The sequence below is a fragment of the Nocardia fusca NBRC 14340 genome, from assembly GCF_001618425.1.
GTDB lineage: Bacteria > Actinomycetota > Actinomycetes > Mycobacteriales > Mycobacteriaceae > Nocardia > Nocardia fusca.
This window is the reverse complement of sequence record NZ_BDCU01000008.1, coordinates 219761-236082: the sequence shown is the minus strand read 5'-3', so window position 1 is coordinate 236082 and position 16322 is coordinate 219761. Positions and strand designations below refer to the sequence as shown.

Here is a 16322-nt window from a genome sequence, read left to right as displayed (position 1 = left end):
CGAAGGTCTCGCCCACCGGAATGACCGGTTCACGCGACCGGACCCACCGACGAGTGGTGGGTCAGTATGTCGACCGCGTGATTGGGGGCTACTCCCCTTCGCTGCCGGCAACTCTACCGCACCCACTCCGGTGTCGCAATTACGCAACGGCGAAACATGGCTTCTGACAATAAGTTTGGTTAAGGTAGCGGCATAGTTAGGGGGCCCTGATAACCGTTGTCCGGTCGTCCGGAACGGATTTATGGCATCGCTACAGCAAACCGATCGAGAGCCCTGAACCGCGGCGTGGGGGGCCGCGACTATCGCACCGGGGGCGGAAGCGTCCCCATGAGTCATGAAGTGCCACCGGCCGCTGAACAGCCGAATCATCGAAAGAAACGGTGCCGCGAGACCGGACAGAAGCCTGACGGAACCGGTCGATCGGTACACTACCGACCAACGAGAGGATCACTCCAGATGTCGATCGAGAACCGCCTTGCCGTCCTGGAAGCCCAGGTCGTGCAGATCATCAACGAGCGGGATCGGGAGCCGGATTCGGTCCGGGCCCTTCGAGCTCGGATCGACAGCAACCACAATGCGGTCCTGGGCGAACTCGGCAGTCTGCACGCGGATGTCCAGGATCTGCGGACCGGTCAGGCCCGGCTCGAGGCCGGGCAGACGAAGCTGCGTGGGGATGTCCAGGAGTTGCGGACCGGTCAGGCCCGGCTCGAGGCCGGGCAGACGGAGCTGCGTGGGGATGTCCAGGAGTTGCGTGGCGGCGTCCAGGAACTGCGTGGCGGCGTCCAGGAACTGCGTGGCGACGTCCAGGAACTGCGTGGCGATGTCCAGGAACTGCGTGGCGGGCAGGCGCGGCTCGAAGCGGGCCAGCAAGCCGTCATGGACAGGCTCGCGGAAGTCTTGTCGAAGCTGACGTAACCTGCGGATCGGTCGTCTCCGGGGGAGCGGGCCGTGCCGGCATCGACGTGAGCCCGGCACTCTCCCGGGCTCGGCGGCCGGCTCAGGCGGCCAGCAGCATGGCCAGCACGGCGGTATCGGGGTCGCTGATCGGATCCAGACCGACCCGGCTCACCAGCGAGGTGACGGTACCGTCCGCCTCCGCCTCGGCCCAGGCCGCCCGATGCTCGAGCCCCAGGTGGGGCAGGCCCGGCAGCAGTACGCACCCGGAGGCGACGCCGGTGCACTCCGGTAGGGACGGATTGGTCTCCGCGGGCGGGTGCAGCATGAACAGGGCGGGCGGAATGTGCTCGGCGAACCGGCCGGGCCGCACCCCGTCCTCACCGAGGACCGGGCCCTCGGCGATCACCAGGCCGACGGTATCCGGCTCCGGCTCGTCGGGTAGTTCCTCGCGGACCCCGAAAACGGTCGAGGTGGTCAGCAGGCCGGGCATGGACGCCACCCGCACGGCGAGTACCAGCAGCTGCGACCACTCTTTGGTGGTGTCGGGCCAGCGTCCGGAGATGACGAACCCGCGCAGCGTGCCACCGGCGTGGAACGGCGTGACGCCGATCGGACTGTTGCTGCGCATGAGGCCTCCCGTGCGTAACCGGGGGCGGCTTTGCCCGTCCTCGAACTGTCGTGGAAGAAGAGGATCGCGCAGAAGGCATCTGGCACACAAGTACCAGAGAGTGCCAATTCGGGCGGAAAAGGCAAAAGACCCGCGGGCTCGGCGGCCCACGGGTCCTTCGCGAAAGCGATCGTTCAGCCGAAGATGAGGCCCTGCGCCTGGCCGGTGGCCTTGGCGAAGCGCTCCTGGACGTCCGCCCAGTTGACCACGTTCCAGAAGGCCTTCACATAGTCGGCCTTGACGTTCTTGTACTGCAGGTAGAAGGCGTGCTCCCACATATCGACCTGCAGCAGCGGGATGATGCCGAGCGGCACGTTGGCCTGCTGGTCGTAGAGCTGGAAGGTCAGCAGCTTCCGGCCCAGGGTGTCGTAACCGAGCACCGCCCAGCCCGAACCCTGCAGGCCGTTGGCGGCGGCGGTGAACTGCGCCCGGAACTTGTCGAAGGAGCCGAACTGATCGTCGATGGCGGCGGCCAGTTCACCGGTCGGCTTGTCACCACCGTTGGGGGAGAGGTTCTTCCACCAGATGGAGTGGTTGACATGGCCACCGAGGTGGAAGGCGAGGTTCTTCTCGTGCAAGAAGATGGCGCCGTGATCATCGGCTTCGCGCGCGGCTTCGAGCTTCTCCAGCGCGGTGTTCACTCCGGCGACATAGGCCGCGTGGTGCTTGGAGTGGTGAATCTCGTTGATCTGCCCGGAGATATGCGGCTCCAGGGCGCCGTAGTCGTAATCCAGATCTGGCAGCGTGTACTCAGCCACGAATGTCCCTTCCTTGTCGGGTCGAGTGCGTCCTGTACGGGATGCTCCCGACCATTCGTACACCCGATCGGTCCAACTCGCCCCGACGCCCCACCATTCCACATCGGGTCACCACCGACCATTCGAGATCGAACGGACCCATGCCGCGCGGCCCGGCGAAACCTGCTCCGGAGCGGTACGAGGTCGACTCCCGCGCCCGCGCCGAGCCGGGCGGCGAAGCGTCGCGCCCGTCGACTGTTACTCCGGCGCCGCCCGCGCGGTATCCGGTCGATACGCAGCTCGGGCAGCGCCGGGACCCGGCGCTACAGCGGGGGTGCGATACCGGGATGGGTGGCCCGGGGATCGCCTTTGGCGTGTGCGACCCACCAGCGTTCGGATCCGGCGACGAGCTCCGGGAGCGGAACGGGCCGGCCGCCGGTGGTCTGTGCGGTGACGGTGTCGAACCACACCCGGACGTCGAGGGCCCGCGGATCTATGCCCTCCTCCTGGGAGAACTCCAGCACATGCCGGGCGATCCCGGTGTCGATGGTGGTATCGAAACTGAGCAGCTCACTCCACAGGGTCCAGCTGCTGTCGTCCAGATCGACGAATTCCCAGCCGTGCAGGCGGCTACCGCCGAAACTCGCGACGGCAGCGGGTAGTCCCGGCAGCTCCAGCGGCAGGACCCGCGGCGCCAGGTCGCCCCACCGCTGTATCCGCAACGATGCGGCAATCCTGGTGACTCCCTGGAATACCAGCCGAACCCGCCGGCAACCGCTACCCGATTCCGGTTGTTCTTCCGATATGCCGGAAATTTGCTCCGGTAGGCTCAGTACCTCCAGGTCGAGCTCCAGTCGTTTGGCCTCGGAATCGATTTCCAATCCCAGGCATCCGGCCTCCGACAGCGCCTTGTCGAGGCCGGCCGCGTCCAATCCGTCGAGTAACCCCCTGGTCGATGTCATGGCGCCAGGTTACCGAGGTCATGGCCGGGAACAAGGGATTTCGCGATTTCCGGTTCCGGTGGAACCGATCCGGGGTTCCTTGCGTCCAACTCGGTATCGGGTCACGCAACGGTGCGTGACCCGATCGAGTGGCCGGGCGGCCGCTCCGGGATTTTTGGAGGGGAGTACCGGATCGGCCGTACGGTTGCATCGTTATCGCAGGTCATTGGGCATTTGGTGAGTTACCTGGGATATTGGTGCGCTGAATGATAGCTGATACCAGAGACTTTCGTAGTGGGTTATGCGCATAACTCATGAGAGGCTACCGACGCTGCACCGGCTTCGGGTGGGTTTCGCGGGGGCGGGTGGCAGTCGGCGAATATGTCGCATCGTCCGGCGTGTCGGCGTCCGCGGCGCCCGGCCGATCGGCTCCGGGCGCGCAGGTACTGCCCGGGCGCCCGCTCCCCCGAGAGCCGGGCGGCCTCGGAGGTGGTTATGGCAGGATCAAGGGGGTGACGAGCTTCGGAGTCCCGTCGGTACCGGTCGAGGCCGTACCCACTGAATTCGACCATCCGCCCGGGGAGGCGGCTGCCGCCGTCCTGCTCGATGTGCGCGAAGACGACGAATGGCAGCTCGGCCACGCACCCGGCGCCGTGCACATCCCGCTCGCCGATATACCCGCACGCTACGGCGAACTGGACCCCGACGCCGATCTGTACGTGGTCTGCCGGCAGGGCGGTCGTTCGCTGGAGGCCGCGAAGTTCCTCGCGAACGTGGGTTATGAAGCGGTGAACGTGGCAGGCGGGATGGTGGCCTGGCAGCAGACCGGTCGTCCACTGACCGCCGAGGGTGACGAGCCCGCGAAGATCTACTGACGAAAAGCGAGGTGCGCGGTGAGTACGGTGGTGCAGCCATGTGCCCGCTGCGGTACACGCTGGGCGGTGCAGGGTCCGCCGATGCACTGGTGCCCGCGCTGCCGCGGGGTACTCCTCTCACCGGGGCCGATCGATGCCCCGCCGGAACGCCGTAACTACCGCTGGGTCGCCCGCCGGCCCGGCCGGGCCGGTCACCCGTCCCGGGGCACGGCCATCGGCCGGCCGAGCGCCGGGACTCCGCGCTACACCGAGATCCCGCGCTGGGGTCTGCGGGATCGGCCCGCCCCGGATCGCGAAGCGGACCGGCACCACCACCCCCGCCCGCTCAGCACGCTGACCCGCTGGACGCAGGCCGCCCTCTTCGCCACGGCCGTACTGTTCGCGGTATCCGCCGTGGCCGAATCGGTGCGCTACCTGATCCTGCTGCGCAACCGCACCCGCCTCATCGAACCGCCGCTGCTGTGGTTCTCCGACGCCCTGGTGAACACCGCGGCGCTGTTCGCCCTGATCATGGCCCTCGTCGCCGCGGTGGCCACGCTCGGGTGGCTGATCGAAGCCCGGCGCGCCGCCTTCGCGGCGGCCGGACGCCGCGATCCCCGCTCACCGCGCATGCTCGCGCTGGGCTGCCTGATCCCGGTCGTCAATCTGATCTGGCCCGGAGTGTTCCTGACCGAGATGGTGTCCGGCCGTACCGACCCGCGGGCCCGAATCGCGGTCCGTGTCTGGTGGGCGGCCTGGGTGTTCGGTGGGCTGGTCACCGTCGCGGCGCTGTACTGGCGGACCGCGGACTCGCTGCAGGCGAAGGCCGACGGTGTGCTCTTCACCGCATTCGCCGACGCGGTGGCCGCCGCCGTCGCGATGCTGACGCTGTGGGTCGTACGCACGCTGGAGGGCCGCGACCTGCGCGGTCGCCGCCGGCTCGCCCAGCGCTGGGTGATCGCCGTCGATCCGGCGACACCGTTGATCGAACCGGTGCACCCGGGGACGACCGCTACGGTGAGCACCGCGGCGGACGCCGAGAGCGCCGATTCCCCCGACGGCGCCGACCGAGCACCACAGGAGGTTGTGGCCAAGTGAGCGAGGGCACTGACCAGTCGGTTCAGAACGGCCGTGCGCCGTTCGTGGTCGCGCACCGAGGTGCCTCGGCGGCGCGCCCCGAGCACACCCTGGCGGCCTATGAACTGGCCTTGGAAGAGGGCGCCGACGGGGTGGAATGCGATGTCCGGCTCACCCGCGACGGACATCTGGTGTGCGTTCACGACCGCACGGTGGACCGCACCTCCAGCGGCACCGGCCTGGTCAGCGAGCTGACGCTGGCCGAACTGAAGGATCTCGATTTCGGTGACGGCACTCCGGCCGGGGTCCTCACCCTCAGTGAGCTGATCGGGCTGGTGCTGGATTGGCGCAGCCGGCCGACGAAACTGTTCATCGAGACCAAACACCCGGTCCGGTACGGCTCCCTGGTGGAGAACAAGGTGCTGGCGGAACTGCAGCGCTTCGGGATCGCCACCCCGGCCTCGGCGGCCCATTCCCGTGCGGTGGTGATGTCGTTCGCGGCCACCGCGGTCTGGCGGATCCGCCGCGCGGCGCCGCTGCTGCCCACCGTGTTGCTGGGCGAATCGTCGCGCTACCTGGGTGGCGGTGCGGCGACGACAGTCGGGGCGACCGCGGTGGGTCCGTCGGTGAAAACCCTGCGCGAACACCCGGATCTGGTCGACAAGGCAGCCGCGGCGGGCCGGGCCACCTACTGCTGGACGGTCGACGAACCCGACGATATGCAGTTGTGCGCGGACCTCGGTGTGAGCTGGGTGGCGACCAATCATCCCGGCCGCGCGAAAGCCGTGCTGGCCAACAGTTGAAGGGTGTGGCCTGCGGCTGATCCGGCGTGGTGCCGTGTAGTTTGACCAGCCGTGGGTAAGAGCAAACGCAATAGTCCGAAACCCGGCGGCAACCGGGCCCAGCGTCTGGCCGAACGCCGGGCGGCGTTGCAGGAGAACGAACAGGCCGTGGCCCGGCCGTTCCAAGGCTTGGCCGCCGAATGTGATCTGGTCGCGCTGCGGGAGTTCGTGCCGTCCGCGACTGCCGAGCTGAAGTTGGCCGACGGCGTCGCCGCCGAACGTGCCGTGGTGCTGGCAACTGTGCTGCCGGGCGCGGTTTCCGCGCTGGTGCGGGCCGGGGATTCGCCCACCGGTTACGTCGGTGTGCAGGTGCAGACACCGAGTTCGGATCCGGCCGCCGATATCGCCGCCTCCATCCTGTGGACCCAGTCGGCGGATCCGGGCGATTCGCTGGCGGTGGCGCACGCCGCGCCCGGCGGACCCACACTGGCCGATGTGCTGGTGGCCGACGCCGCGCTCGAATTGACCGTGCACCAGGACTTCGACTGGTGGGTGCCCGAGGGCGTGCAGCCCGATCCGCAGATCGCCGCGACCATCGAGCAGGCGAAACAGGCCATCATGCCGTCGGATCGGCTGGATCTCGGAGCGGACGCGATCGGGGCCCCGTGGTGGGTCGACGCCGGGGACAAAGCGCACCTGCGCTGGGTACGACCGGAATCCGAAGACAACCTGATGCTGGCGCTGGCCCGGTTGCACGCCGTCGGCGGATTGCATCTCGGGGAGGGCTCGCGGTTCGCGGGGTCTTTCCGCACCCACGGCCTGCTGGTGCCGGTGTTCGATCTCGACCCGGACCGGCACGTCAGCGAATGGCGCTCCCCGGCAGTGGAGTTCGGGGCCCGGCTGGCCGACGCGCTGGCGGTGGATACCCCTCTGACCTCGGAGCAACGGCGCTCTCGGGACGGGCTCCGGTCACGGCAGGTCACCCTCCGCTGAATAAACCGGAATATTTTTAGAAAAACTCTTCTTTCCGGCGGCGATCTCGGCTAGGTTTCAGAGGTCGCCGTTTCTGGAACCCCCCGGCGACGCAACGTCAGCCGACACAACGACCCGGCGCCGGCTGACGTAACGGAGCATCGGCCGCCCGACCTCGGCGCAGTGGGCCGGGACGGCCGATGCTCCAATCATCACCCGGGGCCGACATCGGCCCGTCGCGGTTCCGTACTCACGGAAACTCATCGACGGGTGGACGCGGACCGTTACCGATCAGACATGGCCTCCGGCGGCCGACGGCGCACCCGAAACCTTCGACGGGTCATCGCTCATCTCACGCGCGATGAACTCCTCGAGATCGAACAGGTTCGAACCCGCCCGGTCGGCGACGGTGAGCAGGGTGGTCATCTTCGCCACTTCTTCCACCTGCTCCTTGAGGAACCACTGCATGAACTGCTCGCCCAGATAGTCGCCCTCCTCGCGGGCCGTACTGGCCAGCTGGACGATCTGATCCGTGACGGTCTTCTCCTGATCGAGCGCCATGGCGATCGGCTCCCGGGCGTTCTCGAAATGCGACTTCGCCGCATCGATGCCCGTGAGGTCGACACTGATGTCCCGATCCAAGAAGTACTGGACGATCATCATCGCGTGATTGCGTTCCTCCACGGCCTGGGCGTAGAAACGCTTGGCGAGCTGCGGAAGGTCGGCATTGTCGTACCACACCGCGATGGCGATGTACTGGTGCTCGGCATTGAACTCGTGCCGAATTTGATCGTGCAGGAGGCCATGGAATTTGCTGCGGGGACTCTCCGGATGATTGGACATGCCTTGACATTAACGCCGAAAAGTAAGGCTGTCATCCAAGCGCAGCCTTATTGAGGATAGTGTTGCCTTATGGAATTGAGGATAGTGTTGCCTTATCGATTACGGCCCGCTCCAGCAATTTTCGGCACGGACGGATTCGCCAGGGGAACTGTCGAACGCAGCTCCCGGGCCACGAACTCCTCCACATCGAGAAGGTTTCCGGCTGCACGATCCGTCACAGCCAACAGTGTAGACATACCGGCCACGTCCTGTTGTTGGCATTCGAGCAACCAACCTATGAATTGCTCCCCCAGATAGTCCGACCATTCCCGGGCCAAATGCGCCAACTCGGTCACCTGATCGGTCGTCGTCTCCTCCCTGGCCAGCAGGAAAGCTATTGCCGCGCGCGGCGATTCGAAAGTCTGCCGCACTTCGGCCAAACCCCCGATGGTGATTTCCAGATCCCGGTCTATCAGATACTGCACAATTCGCAGCGCATGTCCGCGATGCTGCTCGGAACGCACATAACAATGACCGGCCAATTGTGGTAACCGTTGGATATCGAAGTACACGGCGGCCGCCAGATACTGCTGGGAAGCGGTGAGTCCGTGCCGAACCTGCGCGCGCAACTGGGCGATGAACGGCTGAGCCAGATCGCTGTCGTGCATGTGATCGACGTTACTGTGTTTTCGGCGCGCTGGCGCGCGCGGGGTTGAGGCCCCTGGGTCTCGCCGTTTCGGCCTCGAGAATCGAGCCTTCGGCTCCTGCGCTTTCGAGGCCGAAACGGCGAGACGGGCCTCAACCCTTTGAGGTGTCTCGTAAGACTCGAACCTCACATCTGCACGAACGACACATCCTCGGCGCCGAGTTCTATGAGGCCCACAAAGGTCGAGGCCCGTCCCCCCTGGCCGGAGCGGTCCGCCCTGGCCGGAGCGGAGGGATTCCCGGATACAGGGCTCCTACTGGCCACCTGCGAGGTCTGCGGGGATCGGGTCGCCGTCGGCCAGGGCTTCGAAGAAGCGGCTGGCGTCGGGGTCGGCCCAGAGGAGTACGTTTCCGCTGTCGGTGTCGGTGAAGCCGCCGACCGGGACCGTGGTGGCCAGGGTGTCGCCGCGCAGCGCCCAGGCGAGGCGGGCCAGATCCCAGATATGGTCGCCTTTGTCCACGGTCAGCGAACCGGTGGCATTACTGAGCATGGGCCACAGGGCGAAGGGGTTGGCCAGGGTGGCCGTGCTGGTCGCCTTCTCCAGCAGGGCCGACAGGAACAGGCGCTGGTTGTTCATCCGGTCGATATCGGCCAGCGCGGTGGCGCGGCTGCGGACGAAACCGAGGGCCTGCGGGCCGTTCAGTTCCTGACAGCCGGCCGGGAGGTCGATACCGGCCAGGGGATCGTTGATGGCCTGCGGCACGCAGATGTCGATACCGCCCAGCGCGTCCACGACGCCGGCGAAACCGGCGAAACCGATCTCCGCGTAGTGGTCGATGTGCAGTCCGGTCGCTATCTCCACGGTTTCGGTCAGCAGCGGTGCGCCGCCGAAGGCGAACGAGGCGTTCAACTTGTCCTGGCCGTAGCCCGGAATATCGACGTAGGAGTCGCGGGGAAGACTCACCAGCGTGGTGCGGCCCGACGGGGGGACGTGGACCAGGATGATCGTGTCGGTGCGCGGATCGCCGACTTCGCCGCCGGTGGCCAGACCGCTGGTCTGCTCCTCGGAGAGTCCGGCCCGGCTGTCCGAGCCGACCAGCAGCCAGTTGGTGCCGGCGGTGTTACCGACCCGGTCCTCGTAGTCGGTGAGCGCGTCGATGCGGGTGAGCGAACCGTCGAGCTTCACGACCGCGTAGACGAGCAGGGCCAGCAGAGCCAGCAGGATCGCCAGGAACCAGCGGCCGATATGGCGTTTACGGCGCGGACGCCGGGGCGGGGGTGCCGCCGGGCGGCGGCCCGGTGGATTCCCCGTCGGTGGGGGCCGCCGGCGGCCGTCGCGGTACGGGGCCGGGCGCTGGGTGGGGGCGTGGTCGCCTTCGCGGTACGGCACCGGACGTTGCGTCGGGGCGTGGGTGGGCGGGTGCGGTTTGCCGCCGCGGCCCGGCGCGGGTGGCCGGGCGGGGGGAGCGTTACGACCCTGCGGAGTCTGTGACCAGGCCAGGGGCGGTTCGTAGCGTTCGGTGGGGCGGCCCGGCTGTCCCGGGCCGGGATTACGGCGCATGACCTGCGGCGGTTCGGCCGGGGGACGACCCTGCGGAGGTGGGGGCCGGCGCGCGCCGGTTCGTCCGGGTCCCCCGCTGTGCGGCGGCACCCGGCGCATACGTGGGTCGTCGCCGTTCATCATCATCGAACTCTACTTATCGATCGGGGCCTGTTCTGTTAGCGCCGGTGGCATCCGTTCGACCCGCAGGTGAACGCGCTGCGCCGGTATAGGCGGCTTACCCCGTCAGGGCAGCCAGAACACCTGGCCGTGCAGCAACCCATATCCGACATAGGCCACGATGTCGATCACGGCGTGCGCGATGATCAGCGGCCACAACCGGCCGGTGCGCTGCCAGAACCGGCCGAAGATGACCCCCATCACCACATTGCCGAGCCCGCCGCCCAACCCTTGGTACAGGTGATAGCTCCCACGCAGCAGCGCGGACGCGGCCAGCGCCGAATTGTCCGACCAGCCCAGTGCGCGCAGCCGGGTCAGCAGAAAGGCCACCACCACGATCTCCTCGGCCGCCGAATTCGCGCAGGCCGAGAACACGAGGGCGGGAATGCGCCACCAGTGGTCGCTCAACGCGTCGGGCACGATCGTCACATTCACGCCGAGCGTCTGCGCGATCAGGTACAACCCCAGACCCGGCAGCCCGATGACGGCGGCGAGCGCCAGGCCGTACAGCCCGTCCGGCCGGAAACGGGCGCGCGCGAGCCCGATCGCCCGCGGACCGATACCGCTACGCCACAGCAGGTAGAGCGCCAGTCCCGCCCACGCCGCCAAACGCAGCACCCCGAGCAGCTGGAAGAGCAGATCGATGAAGGACCGGGTGGCCCGCGACGAGTTCAGCGCGACCGTCTGCTCGCCGATCCCACCCGGCGCGAGCGCGCTCTCCAGCAGTGACAGCGCCGCGTTCATGCCGCTGAGCCCGAAGGTCACACCGAGGACGACCAGGATCTCGAGCCGAATCCCCCGCTGCTCCCCGGTCCGGTCGTCGACCGGGCTGCTCTCACGCATACCCAAAATCTACGTCCCGAGGGCCCGGTCACCGCGCCGCAGGCGGCGCCGATCGGGTCAGCCGCGGCGCAGGCCGTTGAGGAAGGGGCAGCCGGCCAGGGTGCGAACGGCGCGCCCCAGGGCTTCGATGTCTTCGGCCGGGGCCGCGAAGGGGAGGCGGAAATCGTGGTCGCCGTCGATACCTTCGATGCGCAGGGTGAGGCCGTAGCGGTCGATGGCCAGGGGATGGATGCGGCCGTGGCGGAGTTTCGCCGGTAGGTGCCGGGCCAGCTGGGCGACCACGTCGGCGTGGTCGGCGTCGAGGTGCTGGAGCCAGGCCGATTCCATTCCGCAGAAGGGGTCGGGGGCGGCCAGCCGCAATTCGTCCACACAGACGGATTCGGCGCCGGAGGAGTCCGCCACCACGGCCGAGCTCAGTACCAGGCGCAGCAGGGTGGCGGTGTGGCCGATATCGAGCAGGCCGGGGTGCGGGTGTTCCTCGGCGACGGCGCTGACCAGGGTCCGCTGGGCGCGGGCCGGTACCCCGCGGATCCAGCCGCGTAACCAGACCAGGGCCCGGACCGGTTCGCGCAGGGGGAGTGGCGCGTGATCGGTGAGTTCGAGGACGGCGGGTGCGCCGGTGATGGCGGTGCCCGCCGCGTATACGGCCGCGCTGTCGTTGGGTACCGCGATCACCACATCGCCGCACTGGCGCAGGAAATGCACCGATACCGGGGTCGGGTCCGCGCCGGGGAGGGCGAGCACTGCCTGTTCGGCATGCACGCAGGCGCTGCGGACACGTTCGGCGGTGGACGGGGCGGGTGCGGCGGCGGTCGGCGCCATCGGTACCTCCATTGCGGGCGTGCCCGACTTCACAAGCTCGGATTTAGGTAAACCTAAGCTAAGTTAAAGTCGGGTGTGGCGCAAGGGCATCGATGGTGCCGGCGCCGGCACCGGCGTGGGCGACCCGCCGTCCCTGCTCGGGGGTATGCGCGGCGCGGCCGCGGACGTCGCGGGCATACGATCTCGGTGTGGTAGCTGGTGAATCGCAGCCGGTACTCGTCGAACTGACCGTCCCGAAGCGCACGACCGAACGCGGACTTGTCGACGGCCTGGTGGTCCCGACCGGAACGTTCGCCGGGGTGCGGATGGTCGAGCCAAGCCTCTCCGACGAAGGAGTCGCCGACCTGCTGGCCGAGGTCGCGCACAGCCCGGACGGCTTCGCGGCGCGCGGCGATACCGCCACCCGCGCGCTCGCCATCCTCGCCGCCACCGCCGCCGCGCTGTGCGGCGACGATATCCGCACCGCCCTGCGCAGCCCGGATACCGCCTTCCTGTCCGGCCTCTCCGGTGGCGCGGTCGACGCGGTCCGCGAGGTGCTGCTCGGGATCGAGAGCGATGAGCCCGCCGAAATGGAGCAGGCGCTGCGGGCCGCGCTGAGCTGACCGGACGTCCCGGAGGCGAGGGCCGGTTATCTCGGGCACGCGCTCGAACCCGGCTCCGAGGGGCCGTCGGTAGTGAGCCGGTCCGGCGGTGCCCGCGTCAACGGCCCGGACCCGTTCGTGCTCGCGCGATCGTCCGGATCCCGTGGTCGGCGGGCCCGGCGCACGCACCAGTAGTCTCGTAGACGTGCCGCGTATCGCGTATTTCGGTCCGTCCGGAACTTTCACCGAGATGGCCCTCGCCGAATTCGAGAGCTCGGGGTCCTTCGACGGGCCGGTCGAGCGGATCGCCGCGCCCAGCCAGTCCGCCGCCCTGGACCTGGTCCGGGCAGGCGAAGTGACCGCGGCGGTGGTGCCGATCGAGAGCTCGGTCGAAGGCTCCATCTCGGCGACCCTCGATTCGCTGGCGATCGGCCCCCGGCTGCAGATCATCGCCGAGGTCGAACTGGAGGTGACGTTCACCATCGTCGCGCGTCCGGGTACCGAGATCGGCGCGGTGCGTACGCTGGCCGCGTATCCGGTCGCGCTCGCTCAGGTCAGGCAGTGGGTCCAGCACACCTGGGGAGAGGTGGCGTTGCACACCTCGAGCTCGAATGCCGCCGCCGCCGAAGATGTGCGGGCCGGGCTGGCCGACGCCGGCGTCTCCACCATGCTCGCCGGGGAGCGGCTCGGACTGATCGCGCTGGCAGCCGGCGTCGCCGACCACGAGCAGGCGGTCACCCGGTTCGTCCTGGTCACCGCTCCGCGGGTGGCGCCGGCCCCCACCGGCGCCGACCGGACGTCCATCGTGCTCGAGGAACTGCCGAATATGCCCGGCTCGCTGATGCGCGCTTTCGCCGAATTCGCGACCCGCGGCGTCGACCTCACCCGGATCGAATCCCGGCCCACCCGTACCGGTATGGGCACCTACCGCTTCTATCTGGACTGTGTCGGCCATATCGAAGACGCCGCGGTGGCCGAGGCGCTCAAGGCGCTGCACCGCACCGCGCGTATCCGGTTCCTCGGATCCTGGCCGGCCACCTCGGCGACCGGCACCCCGCCGCCGTCGGACGAGGACGCCGCGATCTGGTTGACACAGCTACGCAAGGGGGTGGCCGACCTGTGATGCGGTACTGCGATACCTCCGCCTTCGCTACGGCCTGCGCGGACCGCATGCAGCGGTTTCGAGGAGGCGCTGTGACGCGGTACCTCGGCCTTCGCTACGGCCTCCGCGGACCACATGTAACAGCTTCGAAGGAGGAAGCATTCTGAGCGCGAAACTGATCTTGGTACGACACGGGGAGACCGAAGGCAATGTCGCCAAGATCCTGGACACCAAACTTCCCGGCCTCCCGCTGACCGAACGCGGCGTGGCGCAGGCCAAGGCGTTCGGTTCGGCGCTGACCGTCCCGCCGCGTGCGCTGTTCCACTCCCGGGCCCTGCGCGCCCGCCAGACGGCCGGCTATATAGAGGCTGCTACCGGCGTGACCGCGACAGAGCGCGACGGCGTACACGAGGTGCAGCTGGGTGCGCTGGACGGGCTGAACACCAAGGAGGCCCACGACCGGTTCCAGGCTGTGTACCGGTTGTGGCACGAGGGCCGGCTGGACGAGCGCATCGACGGCGGCGAAACCGCGCAGGAGGTGCTGGACCGCTTCGTTCCGGCGGTGACCGAGCTGCGGACCGAGTTCCTCGACGGTAGCGACAGCGGCGACGTTCTGGTCGTCACCCACGGCGCCGCCATGCGATTGGTCGGCAGGTTTCTCGCCGGGGTGGCGCCACCGTTCACCACCAACAACCACCTGGACAACACCGAGACGATCGAACTCGTCCCGCGCCCGGACGGCGGCTGGGAATGCGTCCGCTGGGGGCGTTTCACTCCGCCGTTCGGGGTGAAGGCGGAAGCCGGCGCCGACGACCCGATGGGCTGAGGCCGCCTCAGGCGAGTTTCGGGCTCCGGGGGAACTCGGCGCGTTCGGGCAGCGAGTTGATCAGATCCTGGAGTGCGATCCGGAGCCGGGCATCGGTGCCACTGCTGAACGAGGTCCATTTGGTGCCGTCGTCGGCCAGGCTGGCCGTCGCGATGAACCGGCCCGCCCGGGTATTGAACACGGCGATATGGTTTTCCGCGATATCGCGGCTCGCGTCGCCGTACACCACACCGACGATCTCCGCGTGTGAGTCGCAGTGCGCCATCGCCGAGGCGATCACCTGCGCGTCCCGCGGGGGATTGCCGACTTCCGAAAGCCGGGCCGCGGTAGCCGTCGGATCTCCCGCGTCGTCGAAGATGGGCACGAGTTGTTCGGTCGGGGCGTTCATCCCGGTGAGTTCCAGTGCCTCGGCCGGGCCGAGCGCCATGATGAGCGGGCCGGGCAGATCCTCGGTCGCCTCGTCGATCACATAGGTCTGCGGGCCGCGCAGGGCGACAGCCACCAGGTCGTCGCCCTTCGCCAGACACATCCGGCTCACCTGCCCCGCGACGATCAGGCGCAACGCGACCACCCAGTGCGGCCGGTACAGGCCGCGGAGGCGTTCCGCGAGTTCCGGATGAATTCGTTCACCGTCCAACAGGTCCCGGTCGGTGAGCGACCGGGCCGCGGCGTCCATCGCGGCGTCGTGGTCGACCTGGTTGTCGTAGCGACCCCGTGCGTCGAGCACGACGGGTACCTCGTCGATTTCCAGTGCCTCCAGGAGGTACTGCATTTCGTCGAGGGACAGCGTGACCGCCGCCAGTGTCGACGGTCCGCGCCCTGCTCCGAGCACTGTCACTTGTCCGCTCGTGGCGGTTCGGCGCCGATCACGCCGTCCGCGATGTAGCGACCGTCGGTGAAGTGATCACCGCGCAGGTATTCGGCGCCGTCGTGTTCCTGCTCGTCCTCGCCGGCCGTGCCGCGCGAATTGCCCAGCAGCGGACTGGTGGACGAGCCGGTGCCGGCCGGGCGCACCGGTGCGGCCTCGCCGCGCGCGACCGCGACGGTCTCCGTGGCCGGGGCCGTGGCATTCGCCGCCGGGGCGCCCCACCCCTCGGGCACCTTCAGGCCACCGTTGTTCAGGCCGAGTGCCGAACCACCGGGCATACCGCCGGCCCGGGTGGCCGCCGCGGCGGTGGCCGCTACGGCGCCGGTGACCATCGAGGGGGCCAGCGGTGCCACGGCAGCCGGAGCCGGTGCGGAGGTGGTGGCCGCGACGAGCGCGTTGGCCCCCAGATTGCCGACCGTGGTGGCACCGGTGCTCGCCACCGAGCCGGCGACATGCGCCGCCTGCGTTGCCGCACTGGCCAATCCGGGATTCTGTGCCAGCGCGCTGCCGGCGGCGGCCAACATCTTCACCGGGTCGCCGTTGGCCTCCTTCATGGCCTCCTCGGCGGAGGAGGAATCGACCTGACCGGCGCCGTTGGCGATCGGCGGCGGATTGAAGAACTCACCGGGGGTGAGCACGGTGGCGGTGATGGCCGCCTCGTAGGTCTCCATGGTGAGCGCGGCCCGCAGATCCAGCGCGGCCTTGGCGGCCTCGGCCACCTCGGAGGTGCCGTTCAGGACGCCGCCGGTGGAATGTGCCGCTACGCGAGCGGCATTGACCGCGGCGATCTCGGGCAGGCTCGGCATGGCGATCGAGGCGACGGTGTAGGCGGTGGCCTGCGAGGCGGCCTTGGTGCCGAGGGTCGCCGCCATCGCGCCCTGCTGCTCGGCCCATCCGGTGAAGCCGACGAGCCGGGCCAGGGCACCGATACCGTTGATGCTCTGCATACCCACGCCGAGCTCGGCCATGACCCGGACGACGGTGGCGGTGGCATCGACCCACGCACCGGTGAGCCCACCCCATGCTCCGGCGGCCGCGCTCATCGGAATGGCGTGCGAGCCCGCGTTCAGCGCGATCGAATTCCCCTCGGCGAGTCTGGGCAGCCAGAACACCCCGGTGATACCTGCGGTCATGCTTGTTTCTCCCCTTGTGAACTATCGATGGT

General features: G+C 68.5%; 18 protein-coding genes. 8 read left to right on the top strand and 10 right to left on the bottom strand.

Going from position 1 to position 16322, the window contains the following annotated elements:
• Positions 1-456: 456 nt before the first annotated feature.
• Positions 457-915, top strand: coding sequence for a hypothetical protein (locus NF4_RS37440; RefSeq protein ID WP_157119895.1), 459 nt, complete (start codon positions 457-459; stop codon positions 913-915).
• Positions 916-997: 82 nt separating this feature from the next.
• Here NF4_RS37440 and NF4_RS02565 read toward each other — a convergent pair whose 3' ends face one another.
• From NF4_RS02565 to NF4_RS02555, 3 genes are all read right to left on the bottom strand, one after another.
• A complete protein-coding gene (locus NF4_RS02565; RefSeq protein ID WP_063125656.1) occupies positions 998-1525 on the bottom strand; it encodes a hypothetical protein in 528 nt (175 codons plus the stop codon).
• A gap of 173 nt (positions 1526-1698) precedes the next feature.
• Positions 1699-2322: a superoxide dismutase gene (locus NF4_RS02560; protein WP_063125655.1), complete on the bottom strand. Its 624-nt coding sequence runs from the start codon at positions 2320-2322 to the stop codon at positions 1699-1701.
• Positions 2323-2624: 302 nt separating this feature from the next.
• Positions 2625-3263, bottom strand: a complete 639-nt coding sequence (locus NF4_RS02555; protein WP_063125654.1) for a hypothetical protein — start codon at positions 3261-3263, stop codon at positions 2625-2627.
• Positions 3264-3754: 491 nt separating this feature from the next.
• On the opposite strand from NF4_RS02555, the gene NF4_RS38980 reads away from it, so the two are divergent.
• The 4 genes from NF4_RS38980 to NF4_RS02535 all read left to right on the top strand — a co-directional run bounded on the left by NF4_RS38980 (position 3755) and on the right by NF4_RS02535 (position 6948).
• Complete coding sequence (locus tag NF4_RS38980) at positions 3755-4117, top strand: rhodanese-like domain-containing protein (protein WP_063125653.1); 363 nt, start codon at positions 3755-3757, stop codon at positions 4115-4117.
• A gap of 81 nt (positions 4118-4198) precedes the next feature.
• Positions 4199-5194, top strand: coding sequence for a DUF4328 domain-containing protein (locus tag NF4_RS02545; protein ID WP_063814480.1), 996 nt, complete (start codon positions 4199-4201; stop codon positions 5192-5194).
• Complete coding sequence (locus NF4_RS02540; protein WP_063125651.1) at positions 5191-5976, top strand: glycerophosphodiester phosphodiesterase; 786 nt, start codon at positions 5191-5193, stop codon at positions 5974-5976. The genes NF4_RS02545 and NF4_RS02540 overlap by 4 nt, the downstream gene beginning before the upstream one ends.
• 51 nt (positions 5977-6027) lie before the next feature.
• Positions 6028-6948, top strand: a complete 921-nt coding sequence (locus NF4_RS02535; RefSeq protein WP_063125650.1) for a DUF5926 family protein — start codon at positions 6028-6030, stop codon at positions 6946-6948.
• 270 nt (positions 6949-7218) lie between these two features.
• On the opposite strand, the gene NF4_RS02530 is transcribed toward NF4_RS02535, so the two are convergent.
• The 5 genes from NF4_RS02530 to NF4_RS02510 form a co-directional block, all read right to left on the bottom strand.
• On the bottom strand, positions 7219-7770 hold the full coding sequence (locus tag NF4_RS02530) for a ferritin (RefSeq protein WP_030524382.1): 552 nt from the start codon (positions 7768-7770) through the stop codon (positions 7219-7221).
• Positions 7771-7862: 92 nt separating this feature from the next.
• The gene (locus tag NF4_RS02525; protein ID WP_063125649.1) at positions 7863-8417 is read right to left on the bottom strand and encodes a ferritin; all 555 of its coding nucleotides are present in this window, start codon (positions 8415-8417) and stop codon (positions 7863-7865) included.
• A gap of 291 nt (positions 8418-8708) precedes the next feature.
• Positions 8709-10076 carry an LCP family protein gene (locus NF4_RS02520; protein WP_157119908.1) on the bottom strand — a complete coding sequence of 456 codons (1368 nt, stop codon included), beginning with the start codon at positions 10074-10076 and terminating at the stop codon, positions 8709-8711.
• Between the two features lie 105 nt (positions 10077-10181).
• On the bottom strand, positions 10182-10958 hold the full coding sequence (locus NF4_RS02515; RefSeq protein ID WP_063125648.1) for a CPBP family intramembrane glutamic endopeptidase: 777 nt from the start codon (positions 10956-10958) through the stop codon (positions 10182-10184).
• A 57-nt stretch (positions 10959-11015) separates the two neighbouring features.
• Positions 11016-11780 (bottom strand): DUF2470 domain-containing protein, encoded by a 765-nt coding sequence (locus tag NF4_RS02510; RefSeq protein WP_063125753.1) that lies wholly within the window; start codon positions 11778-11780, stop codon positions 11016-11018.
• A gap of 188 nt (positions 11781-11968) precedes the next feature.
• Here NF4_RS02510 and NF4_RS02505 point away from each other — a divergent pair, with 188 nt between their 5' ends.
• From NF4_RS02505 to NF4_RS02495, 3 genes are all read left to right on the top strand, one after another.
• Positions 11969-12382: a hypothetical protein gene (locus NF4_RS02505; protein ID WP_063125752.1), complete on the top strand. Its 414-nt coding sequence runs from the start codon at positions 11969-11971 to the stop codon at positions 12380-12382.
• Positions 12383-12566: 184 nt separating this feature from the next.
• Positions 12567-13484 (top strand): prephenate dehydratase, encoded by a 918-nt coding sequence (gene pheA, locus NF4_RS02500; RefSeq protein ID WP_063125647.1) that lies wholly within the window; start codon positions 12567-12569, stop codon positions 13482-13484.
• A gap of 142 nt (positions 13485-13626) precedes the next feature.
• A complete protein-coding gene (locus NF4_RS02495) occupies positions 13627-14289 on the top strand; it encodes a histidine phosphatase family protein (protein ID WP_063125646.1) in 663 nt (220 codons plus the stop codon).
• A 7-nt stretch (positions 14290-14296) separates the two neighbouring features.
• Here NF4_RS02495 and NF4_RS02490 read toward each other — a convergent pair whose 3' ends face one another.
• A complete protein-coding gene (locus tag NF4_RS02490) occupies positions 14297-15127 on the bottom strand; it encodes an ESX secretion-associated protein EspG (protein ID WP_063125645.1) in 831 nt (276 codons plus the stop codon).
• Entirely contained in the window at positions 15124-16290 is a 1167-nt protein-coding gene (locus NF4_RS02485; RefSeq protein WP_063125644.1) for a PPE domain-containing protein, read from the bottom strand. The genes NF4_RS02490 and NF4_RS02485 overlap by 4 nt, the downstream gene beginning before the upstream one ends.
• Between the last annotated feature and the right edge of the window lie 32 nt (positions 16291-16322).

Coding starts and splice junctions, on each gene's coding strand:
- NF4_RS37440 (WP_157119895.1), top strand. CDS start 457: ATGTCGATCGAGAACCGCCTTGCCGTCCTGGAAGCCCAGGTCGTGCAG.
- NF4_RS02565 (WP_063125656.1), bottom strand. CDS start 1,525: ATGCGCAGCAACAGTCCGATCGGCGTCACGCCGTTCCACGCCGGTGGC.
- NF4_RS02555 (WP_063125654.1), bottom strand. CDS start 3,263: ATGACATCGACCAGGGGGTTACTCGACGGATTGGACGCGGCCGGCCTC.
- NF4_RS02545 (WP_063814480.1), top strand. CDS start 4,199: ATGCACTGGTGCCCGCGCTGCCGCGGGGTACTCCTCTCACCGGGGCCG.
- NF4_RS02530 (WP_030524382.1), bottom strand. CDS start 7,770: ATGTCCAATCATCCGGAGAGTCCCCGCAGCAAATTCCATGGCCTCCTG.
- NF4_RS02525 (WP_063125649.1), bottom strand. CDS start 8,417: ATGCACGACAGCGATCTGGCTCAGCCGTTCATCGCCCAGTTGCGCGCG.
- NF4_RS02520 (WP_157119908.1), bottom strand. CDS start 10,076: ATGAACGGCGACGACCCACGTATGCGCCGGGTGCCGCCGCACAGCGGG.
- NF4_RS02515 (WP_063125648.1), bottom strand. CDS start 10,958: ATGCGTGAGAGCAGCCCGGTCGACGACCGGACCGGGGAGCAGCGGGGG.
- NF4_RS02510 (WP_063125753.1), bottom strand. CDS start 11,780: ATGGCGCCGACCGCCGCCGCACCCGCCCCGTCCACCGCCGAACGTGTC.
- NF4_RS02485 (WP_063125644.1), bottom strand. CDS start 16,290: ATGACCGCAGGTATCACCGGGGTGTTCTGGCTGCCCAGACTCGCCGAG.